Annotated in this window: 5 protein-coding genes and 1 pseudogene; 4 read left to right on the plus strand and 2 right to left on the minus strand. The window is 36.5% G+C overall.

Going from position 1 to position 11,066, the window contains the following annotated elements; all coding sequences use genetic code 11:
• Window positions 1-341: 341 nt before the first annotated feature.
• The 3 genes from CKF58_RS06485 (at window position 342) to CKF58_RS06495 (ending at window position 3,327) form a co-directional block, all read left to right on the plus strand.
• Window positions 342-635: an HPF/RaiA family ribosome-associated protein gene (locus tag CKF58_RS06485; RefSeq protein ID WP_119532146.1), complete on the plus strand. Its 294-nt coding sequence runs from the start codon at window positions 342-344 to the stop codon at window positions 633-635.
• Window positions 636-1,315: 680 nt separating this feature from the next.
• Window positions 1,316-1,981 (plus strand): TetR/AcrR family transcriptional regulator, encoded by a 666-nt coding sequence (locus CKF58_RS06490; protein WP_119532148.1) that lies wholly within the window; start codon window positions 1,316-1,318, stop codon window positions 1,979-1,981.
• Window positions 1,982-2,007: 26 nt separating this feature from the next.
• Window positions 2,008-3,327, plus strand: coding sequence for a DUF1698 domain-containing protein (locus tag CKF58_RS06495; protein WP_119532150.1), 1,320 nt, complete (start codon window positions 2,008-2,010; stop codon window positions 3,325-3,327).
• Window positions 3,328-3,586: 259 nt separating this feature from the next.
• On the opposite strand, the gene dnaG is transcribed toward CKF58_RS06495, so the two are convergent.
• Window positions 3,587-8,083: a DNA primase gene (gene dnaG / locus CKF58_RS06500; RefSeq protein WP_119532152.1), complete on the minus strand. Its 4,497-nt coding sequence runs from the start codon at window positions 8,081-8,083 to the stop codon at window positions 3,587-3,589.
• 1,735 nt (window positions 8,084-9,818) lie between these two features.
• Window positions 9,819-10,550, minus strand: a complete 732-nt coding sequence (locus CKF58_RS06505) for a hypothetical protein (RefSeq protein ID WP_119532154.1) — start codon at window positions 10,548-10,550, stop codon at window positions 9,819-9,821.
• Between the two features lie 283 nt (window positions 10,551-10,833).
• Here CKF58_RS06505 and CKF58_RS06510 point away from each other — a divergent pair.
• Window positions 10,834-11,066 (plus strand): annotated as a pseudogene (locus CKF58_RS06510) (hypothetical protein); the annotation flags it as partial.

The following is an 11,066-nucleotide window of genomic DNA, read 5'->3' on the forward strand; positions in this document are numbered from 1 at the left end:
TGTGATCTAGTTGGCAAATAATGCTAATAAAATGCTCAAGTATATCAATTTGCGTTTTAGAGGCAAGAAAAAATCACTTTGCAAATTATTGAATAATCGTGCTAATTTTAATAAGCGTAATTTTTGTGCAATAAATAGAGAAAAATTAATTTTTAGCTATTGACAAAGGGTAAATAAGAGACTAAGATAAAAGTATAAAGATAGTTAAACAGCTTAGGATTAACCTTTCGACCAGCAAATCCTAGCATTTACCTCTTTCCCCTTTAAAGGTAATAACAATAACGAATATATTTTTATACCTCTAAAGCCACATTATTAATTTACAGCATAAGGAGTACACTATGACTCTAGAAATTGTAGGCAAAGCTTTCGACGTAACTGATGCACTTAAAGCGCACGCTGAAAAAGCTACAGGTAAATTAAGTAAACTCAAAGTTGATTTAAGTTACAATCACCTCTCTCTAAAAAAAGATGGTGCTAACTATGTAAGTGAGTATGAAATCCACACTAACTTAGGTCAATTCTTTGGTAGAGGTTCTGATACAGACTGCTATTTATCAATCACTGACGCTGCGACAAAAGTGTTTGAACAAGTGAAAAAACGTTTAGATAAATTACAAGATCCTAGCGCTTAAGTATTTTTAATCGTTAAGTAATTTACAGTTAAATGAGTTAAAAAGCTTCAGTTTTTAATAGCTAGTCTTTAATAAATTTAGGTACTACTGAAAATTTAGCTTAAATTTATCATTAGCATGGCTAATCTTAGATATAATCGCGACCAATTAACTGTAATTTATTTTGCACAATTTATTTTCAAAAAATGCCCTGTAAGATTTAATCTTGCAGGGCATTCAATTTTGCAGTATAAAATTTGTTCGTTGAGGGCAGCTTCGATAAAATAAGCTATAAAAAAGCAGCTAAGAATAAACCTAGCTGCAAACCCTATTTAAGACTAATAAAAATTCAATATCACCTTATAACGTACTTGCCGACGTTGTAGGTTGATTTGAGCTATATCTTACCGCAAATTTATCCCCATAGTGTATATAAAATCGCTATAATATGTATGTTAATCAACGTCGGTGTTTATTATTTACGCTTTTTGCTTTTTATTGTTTATTAAATTTAGGTGTGAAAATGCTATAAACTACTAAAATAGTTTAAAAAAGATACTTAAATTGTTAGTAAACGATTTATATATAAACGCAAAATAAGAAATAAATGTAATTTTCGCAAGTAAAATTACTCTCAACCTTATGAACTGCATAACAGTGATTCCTTACGACTAATAAAAATCAACCCAAGGTTTAACAACATGGCTTACGTAAAACTATCAGTAGATCCTCATGCTCCTAAACAAGGAGATTTGCGGGTAACTAAGACTAATAAGTTAATTCGTAGTGCAATGATTCAATTGCTGCTAACTAAACCTTATGAAGATATTATCGTACAAGATATTCTCGATTTAGCGATGGTAAATCGAGCAACTTTCTATAAATATTACACAGGAAAAGATGATCTTGTAGGTAAGATGATTGCCGACCTGAAGCGACGTTACTTTGATTTAATCCGTGAGCGTTTAGAAACGCGTGATTTTAATGTGTTTTTTAATAAAATTTTTCCGCAAATTTTTGTTTTACGCGAAGAATTTTTAGCTCTCTGGAAAATTCAAACTCCACGTCATCGTTTATATCAGGAAATGGTTGATATAGTTTCAAAGAGATATTTATTTTTTAGCGAACATGCTTTCCCGCAGCGTAATCCTGAAGATACTAAGCTCCAGTCGATTATGTTCGGTAATCTGGTAATGACTACCATGAAATATTTCTTTGAAGCCAAAGTTGATATACAGCATCTAAATATTGTGCAACAATTAAAAAATATTTTGGAAATGATTCAATTTAACTTTGCTTCATTACCAGATTACGACCAAATCCAAGCTAAATTAATTGTGTTTAATCAATTAGATGCGCGTGAATAATCGAAACAAGTATAAACAGGAACCTCATGTTTATTAATTTTGAGAATCGTTCAGTGCTAGAGCAGCTGCTGCGTCAAGAAGATTTAATCTCTTGGGTGCCAGAATTAAGCGCTGTGATGTTAGAATCAGACAACCAATTACAAATTCGCGCTAGAAATAAGACCTCGCGAGATGCTAGTTTTGTAAATAATATGCGTAAATTAAAAGCAGTACAACAACTAGCAATTGAATTAAAAGAAGTATGTGCTCAAGTGCGAAGTGCTTTTCCACGCTTAAAACTACCAGCTAATTTACTTGTACCTCAAGATACTTTAGCCCAACCATTTAGTCTTGTAGGGGTACAACTATGCCCAGAATGGCAAGAGTACCTTACACAACCTTTATCAAAATTAAGCGTACAAAAAGAGTTAAGCTTATCTGATCGTCAACGCTTACCTTATCGAGCGCAAACACTGTATCAAAAACTAACCAATCTAATTGGCAAAATGGTAAATGTGCTAATGCCATGGCGTAAAGGTCCATTTGACTATTTTGGTTTACACGTTGATTCTGAATGGGTATCGGAAATGAAGTTCCAACGTTTAGAACAACTAGGTATTCGTAGTTTAGTTGCTGGTAAACGGGTGCTAGATGTTGGTTGTGGTAATGGTTATTACCTCTGGCGTTTATATCAAACGCAACACAACTGGCCAAGTCTTGAGCAAGAAAACACTAAAGACAGCCAAGAAGAACCAACGGCTAAAGTTGTATTTACGCCACCATCATTTGCTCTCGGGGTTGAGCCTTTTGAAGGCTTTGTGGCGCAGTTCTTACTAACTAAAGTGTTATATACAACTTTCTGGGAAGAACTAAGCCCAAGTACGCAAGCAGAAGCTCCTCGCGCCTTAACACCAAATATTCTAACTTTACCTCTTAGCCTCGTTCCTACACAAAATGTTTTTGATGTAGTGATGTGTATGGGAGTACTATATCACCGTAAAGATCCGGTAGTCTTTTTAGAAGATCTAGCGAAATTCTTAACACCACACGGTACTTTAGTGCTGGAAACTATTGCTGTAGACGGTGATGAAAACACTTGTTTAATGCCTCCTGTTAAATATGCAGGTATGACAAATGTTTACTTTGTACCAACCATTAAAACCCTTGAAAAATGGTTAGCAATGGCAGGTTATAAACATATTGAAATTAAAGACGTGTCAATTACAACCGAAGAAGAACAACGTGCAACTAGTTTTAGTGCTCCTGTATCTTTAGTTGATATGTTAGATGCTAAAAATCCAGATTTAACTGTCGAAGGTTATCCACGTCCGCAGCGTGTAATTATCTACGCTAAGCGACCAGCCTAAAAACTAAGTCAAAAAATAAAGGTCAAGAAGATGTCTTCTTGACCTTTATTTTGGCTTGAGTTTTACAGCCTTGAACTAAAAGCAAATGTTTGCTGCTTTGCGTGTTTTAAGTATAAGTTCTGAACATAGTTCTAAACATAGTTCAAAACACAGCCAAAGCACAGTCAAAACACAGTCAAAACACAGTCAAAACACAACTAGCAAACACACTTCAAAACATAGCTAGCAAGCACCTTCTTACTTAGCTATCCTAGTTATTTTATTCGTCTTGGAGACGGGCTTCAAGACTAGCTTTTTGTGGATTATCCGCTTGTAAGCTTTGTGGTTTACGAGCTTGTTCCGCAGCTTCTACTTTCTCAAAATACAACTCAAGATCTTCTTGCGAAGCTTGTGCTGCATTGAAAGAAGCTAAGAACAATGGATAATTTTCAGGATAGAAGTCTTCTGAACGTAGTTCCGGAAAACTTACCGCTTGCGGATCGCTACTTTTAGCAGCAAGATTTTCTTGAGTTAGAGCTCCTTGTACTGTAGCTTGAGCTTGTGCTGCAGGGTCAGTTTGTTGTGTTGCAACCGTAGTTTGTTGCGTAGGCTCTTGACCTTGCTCTTGCGCTTGCACGCTTTGCTCTGGTGCATTTTGTGCCTGCACATTAGCATCAGCTAGGTTAGCTTGTGAACTGTCTACGACTTGTGCATTTGCTGGCGTATCTGCAGTTGCTTCACCCATTTGCTGACTAAGCTCACGTAAACGACGCATATCTTGCATGTTTTTCTCATGCTCTTCACGGAGTAAGTTTTCTTTGAGGTGTTTACGTTTATTACCGAGGTTTTGCCAAATCTTTAATTGTTCGGCTACTTCTTCACGGCGCTTTTTCTCAACTTGACGTATATTGGCTTCTTGTTCAGCTTTTAAACGCATATTAGTAATGGTAAAAATATTTACCGGCGCAATAGCAGACCAAAGCGGAGCATCATATTTACCCCCAACCTTTAAGTCATAACCAAACATTGGATATGGCTGTGGACGACGGTTATAAGACACTATATACGTATGCGCAAGCATTCCTAACTCGTTATAGGCATTAATAAAATTGAATGCCCGATTATAGGTAGCTTGTCCAGCCGGACTAAGTTTTTGTTTACTGCGTAAAGCTTGTAAATCGTATGCTGTAATAATATCGAGACTATCAAGATACGTCATTTCTACATTAACGTTATTAATGGTTTGTTTAAACGTATCTAGATATAAACGTACAACGGCTGTGATTTTTTGCAATAACTCAGTATAGGTTTCTTGCATGCATTTAGTAAAAATCTCGACATGATCTTCTTCGCGATGTTTTACTAAATTATCAGTAAATGGACCAAGATGCTTTTCTAAGTACTTATCGTAAATCGCAGTTAGTAGTTCTTGCCAAGCAGGAATAAACTCAACGAATGTCATCTTGCCTGCAAGGTAGTTATCTCGTAGTTCGCGCGTTTGCGCACAGAACTGATTAAAAAACGAGAATGCAGGTAGGCTATAGAGAGTAATATTTCCTACCATACTATTTACCACTTCACCTGGTGAATTAAAGTACCAAGACATCATTAAGCTAATGCGATTGTCGAAACGGCTAGCTGCGTCATAGTATTGCTCGATCACACGTGCTAAACCTGGACGAGCTATTAAGAGTTCGGCAAGGTCGATTTGCAGATTATGATAATAGATGCGTTGATAATCAAAAATAGTTGGAAAAGCAAATTGAATGCGTTTAAAACTTTCTTGATGTTGATGACGCTCTAGCTCGCTTAAAGCTGCACTAGGTGGTGGCGCAAAACTAAAATCTTGCAGTTCTTGCTCATAGTTAGCTATATAGAGCTGGGCAATGCTTTTAGCTTCTTGTAAGCTAAGAGTTGGAATAAACTCACTTACCAGCTCAGTTTGTTCTGGCACACTAAAAGGTGGATCTTGCGTAGGTGGACTAACAGATTCCCCTTGACTAGCTTGTGCTGCTTGCAAAGTAGTTAAATTGTGCTCACCTAAGTATTGATTTTGTAATTGTGCCCAAGCAACAAGTTTATAAGCTTGGGTTTGCTCTTGCGTTAGTGCTAGTTGAAGCATTTGTTGGCGTAATTGCTCGTACTCACCCTGTTCAGCAAGAGTTAAGGTTTGCTTACGCATAGTAGCAAACTCTTTTTCTTGTGAAGTAATACTTACAATTAAGCCTTTAGTATTACGTAAGGTTTTAGCTTGTTTTACTTTTAGGGCATTTTGTTGCTGCAGATTATTAATCTTCTCTTCGAGACCTGAAATTTTAGCTTCAAGAGAATGATCTTGTAATTGCTTAAAGCCATCAACTTGGGCTAGGTTTGAGGTTCGAGGTTGCTGTGCATAATTAACTTTGCCTACTAATTCATCAATAAAATCATTACGTGGCTGATGCGCAAAATCATATTCTTCGGCATAAGCTGCATAGCGACGTTTAGGTTTTTCTTGACGATTAGTAAAGGTGGTTGGAGCATAGCTTTGTGGTCGTGCTAAATGAGCATTATTCGCTTGGCTATTGCCTTGAGAATAATTAGCGCCTCTAGTTTTATTACCTTGGCTGCGTTGTTGCGCACTAGTGCCATAGCTGTAGTCTGCTGAACCTGTAGAGCTTGCGTAAGGACTATGACCGTTGGGTGTTTGATACCCATGATGAGGAGCATTGCCTTGTCCTTGGTAACCAGCATTGCTTTGCTCTTGGTAACTATAGCCTTGAGGTATAAAGTTATCTTGAGAGTAGAAGTCAGCAGCAGAATAGTCCAAGCTTTCATCAGCATGAAACACTTCAGCTTCAGGAATATAAGTTTGCGTACTTGTATATTGCTGTTGTTGTGGCTGTGACTGTTGCTGTGATTGTTGCTGCGACTGCTGATTAACTTGCGGTTTTTGCTCGGCTGTATAAGCTGTAGGTTCTACGGTATAACCTTGCTGCGCAGCTGGTGAGCTGTTTTCGAGAGAGGCATTGGCTTGATAATTACCTACTTCTGGTGCAAGATGTTCAACTTGTAGACCTGTATCGGCGTAGTTGTTGTTCGTACTTAGAGGATCTAGATTTGAGCTTGGAACTGGGGCTGGATTATAAGTTTGAACTTTATTAAAAGCTTGAACCTGATTATAAGCTTGATCACTATGATTACTTTGTGAATCTGAACTTACATTTTGGCGTAAGTTAGCCATGCCTCTACGTCCAGCAAAACGAGCTTGTTGCTTGTTTTGATTAGCAACTAAACTACGATAGGCCGACGGAGTATGAGCTGCTTGTTGTTCACGCTGCGCTTGCAGATCTGCACGACGTTGCTCTTCAGCAAGTTCGGTAGCGTAACGTTGTTCAGCTTGCGCTAATTGATCCATTAGCGCATTGTAATCGAGCTTAAATTTACGGATCAGTTTATTAACTAAGTCACTACGATAAGCAGCAGCCTTATCCTTATCCATACGTACGTAACAAACGCTTAATTCCATAAGTGCTTGACGTTGGATATCGGTCTCTGCAATACCTTTGTCGCGTAAATTGTAAACTGCCTGCTCAATTAAATAGTCAATTAACCCAGATGATTTTTCATTAAGGTAAGAGTTATAAGCCTCGGCACCAAATTTCTTCAAATAAGAGTCAGGATCTTCACCATCTTTTAAGAAAGCAAAGTTAACTACATATTCATCTTGTAAAATTGGCAGTACCGTATGTGCTGCTGCATAGGCTGCTTTATAACCTGCACTATCTCCATCAAAACAGCAAACTAAGTGCTTAGTGTACTTAAAGATTTGACTAAGTTGTCCGGCAGCAATGGCTGTACCACTTGCGGCTACCCCTTCGTAAATCCCAAACTGACTTAAACTAATAACGTCTAAGTAACCTTCAACCAGTACAATCCGTTTAATAGGTTTATGGATTTCTTTGTGATAGGTTATTACTTGGTAGAGACCATAAAGCTCTTTAGACTTGTCGTAGAGTGTAGACGTATTCGAGGGGTTAATATATTTAGCTTTAGACGCATTATTATCAAGAATCCGTCCCCCAAAACCAATAACTTCACCCTTTACACTAAAAATTGGAAAAGTAATACGTTCGCGAAACGTATCATAGAAGTTATTGCCATGAGCTTTAGCATGATCTGAACGACGAATAACATCCGTATTTAATAAATGAGTAAGAGGATCTGCAACTGGTGACTGCCCATTACGCAACAGAGTTTCGAAATAGGTTTGCACCATATTGTTTTTTGGGGCATAACCAATTCGATACAACTGTACCATCTCTTCACTTAAACCGCGTTTTACCAGATAGTCAATAGCATGAGGATGGCTATATAGTTGTTGCTGGTAAAACTGACAAACCATCTCAACTATCTGACGGTCAGTTTGTAAAGCTTGTTGGCGTGCTAGAGTAGCTTGGATTTCTTGTTCGCTGCGATTATCAGCTGCATACTCAACCGGTACGCCGACAATATTGGCAATCTCTTCAATCGCTTGCACGTAATTTAAGCCATTGTAATCACGTAAAAAGGTAATTACATTACCTTTAGCTTTACAACCAAAGCAGTTATAAGTACCCCGATCATCGTTAATAAAAAATGACGGGGTTTTTTCATTATGGAAAGGGCAGCAGGCTTTAAAACGATGAGCTCCATTGTTTTCAAGTTTGATATAGCGACCAATGATGTCAGATAAACTGACACGTTGCAGTAAGCCGTCTATAAATTCAGCTTTGACACGTCGATTATGCTCTGCCATAGAAAAAGCCTTGTGTTAAAAATTAGAGAGAAGAAATGGCTAGTAAAAACTAGCCATTTAAATAACAATAAACAAGAGTATAATCCCTAAAGCCTGAAAAATTCAATCTTAAGGAAGTGCTTAAACTTAAGGAAAAGTAAACTAAACTTAGTTTATAAAGTAAAACTAGTCCTTTTACCTCTAAACCTTAAGTTTGAGCATATAAGGAGAAAGGGGAAAAGAGTGACTAAACCAAAGAACCGCTGCTTATAGCTATTCTCGACTTTTTACTGCTAATTACTTATGCTCTGAGGGTACAAAGTCTGTAATGAGAATGACAGGATCTTTAATTTAATCACTGATATACCTAAAATCAATATTACTCTTTTATTATAGCATTGTACTCTAGCTTAACGACCAGAAATAGACGAAAAAACACAAATTTTTAGAGGATTCTTCAGACAAGGCCTACAAGCGTTGGTGAAGTTTGGAAGGGGGAAATTTGCTTTCATGGTAAGGGAGTATGAAACGAAGGTAAAGTAAAAATTAAGAGGTATTTTTACGGAAAAATTTTAGGTACAGTTCTTTTATTTTTTACCTACTCTCCATATTCTCTTTTCATCTACTCATTTTTTTTACATACTTTAAGCTGTACTATAAATACTGGAAAGATTATTATCAATATTACAGGTTATATTAGCTATTTTAGTTTTATTTTCTCGGCTGCTAACTTTGTCACATTTGTTTGACTAGTTTTCACATACTCTAAACATCTCTTAAACGAAGGGAATTTCGTATTTTTTACGCTTTTGACAGTAATTTATGTGTTATTTTTAGCGATATAAAATAGGTGCAGTTCTTAATAAATGGCTGATAATACGCAACTTTACGTTTTTTATCTTTTGTTTCGTTTATTTTTAGTGGTATAAACCTCATATTAAAAATATTAGGGATAAAAAAGTGTAGAGTTTTCAATAAATAAAAGAAAAAGTTACTTTTAGTCTTATTTTTTATAAAACCTTCACAATTTTTATTTGTCTAAGTATATGCAAAAGATAAGCAATTAATGATTTCGCCGATTATTAATTGTGTATGAATTAAATTCATAAAAACACATGTGCATTATTAATTTAATAATGTGCTCGTTCTTGGGTGTAAGGTGGTATGAAAATGCCATTCCAAGATCATCGAATAAAAACTGCCAACTTTTATTTCGTGACTTGCACCTTTATCGCCAATAAAGGTGCGGTCATAACTTTTACCGATTTTCATTCTTCGTAGCGAAAAAAAGCTAAGCTTAATTGCCAACTATTAAGCTGGACATCTAACAAGCAAAGTCCCGAGATCTAATTTTTTGCATCCTATATATTTGTGAATATTACCAAACATTGGAGGAGTGATTTTACAGTAAGCTCTAGGCTATAAACTTACAAGCTCTGAGGTAAGCTTATAGTTGTTTGTAAAATTGCTCTAACAATTAGCAGGTGAGAAATCATCTGCGGATATTCAAGGTTGAGTCTCAAGCACAGCTTGAGACTTTTTTCGTGCTTGTAATTGCACTATGAAGCAACCTCACTAAGAGTTATATATTCCAAGAGTTATATGCTCCATATACTCTGTCGAAGAATCTATTAAGACAAACAAAAGACCAAGGATCTAAGATCCTTGGTCTTAATGCATATTATGAAAAAAAATGAGGTAAAAAATTTAAAGAGTTTACTTCAGCTGTAATTAAATGCTGTAGTAAGTTTGTTTTTTAGTAAAGGTATTGTCCAAATAAAGCTACGTTTCTACCTTTGTATTTAGTTTTAGTACCTGTAGCGTTATTTTTAGTATTGGTTAGCTTATAGCTTGCTTCTAAACCTACACGTAAAGTTGTAGTGTTGTAGGTGTATACATCAGAAGCTACTAAAGCGTAGAATGTGTGTTCTTTAGAAGTAGTGGTTGCAGTGTTTAAAGGAGATGTTTGTAAACTTGCAAATGAGTAACCCACAGCAGGTTTAAAGTATTGCCCAAAGCTACCATTTACTTCAGTAGAGAATGCGTAAACTTCTTGGGTATCAGTAGCTGTGCCTTTTGGTGTGCGTTTTGCATAACCCACAGTTGCTTGAGCTTTTACATTTGGAGCTAAAGCATAGTAAGCGGCAAAGTCTGCTGATACGAAATTATAAGTATTCGAAACTGTACCTGTTGCTACTACAGCTTGTAAGTCTGTATTAGCAAAACCACGGTAATCATATACTGCAGAGAACTGTGCACCATATGAAGTAGAAGCAGTTGCTTTAGTATCAGAGTAAGATACACTTAAGAAGTGTTCTTTGTTTGCTCCAAATTTAAAGTCACCTCTTACGGTACGTTTATCTTTAAAGCCTGAAGTATCAGTAGCATTGTAGCGATCAAATGCTGTACGTGCACCTGCTACGATATCTACTGAATCAGAGTATTGCCATGCTTGCGCAGCATCATCAACCCCAACCGCACCTAACACAAAGTTATAGTCTTGTTTGTAGGTGTAGTTTACACCTGCAACGGTGATTTGGTGATAATCACTGTTGTGATCTTTAACTTTAGTGTTATCTAAAGTTTTATAAGAGTATGAAGCAAAGTCTTTTTGGTAACGTACATAGAATCCAAATGTACCGTTTTCACCAACTTTGGCATCCCCACCTACTGCAAAACGTAATCTGAAATTATTAGTGTTACCATCGTTTAAACGAGCTGTAACTTGATAATTGTTATCGGTAGAAGCTATAGCTACCGTACATAATATTATGGGAGCAGTAGAAGAGGTATGTGCAAATAACGGTAAACCTGGAGTTGATGGTATTACGTGTAAAGACTTTAAACAGATATTTCACAAGAACTACAGTAACTGTAAATTACTTCGGGATTATCTATTCTCTAGTAACTACAAACATAGTGCTATCAGGAGAGTATATATCCCCAAAGATAACGGAGACAAACGTCCTTTAGGTATTCCGACAGTTAAGGATCGAGTGATGCA

Origin of the sequence: Psittacicella hinzii (assembly GCF_003585935.1) — a bacterium.
Lineage (GTDB): Bacteria > Pseudomonadota > Gammaproteobacteria > Enterobacterales > Psittacicellaceae > Psittacicella > Psittacicella hinzii.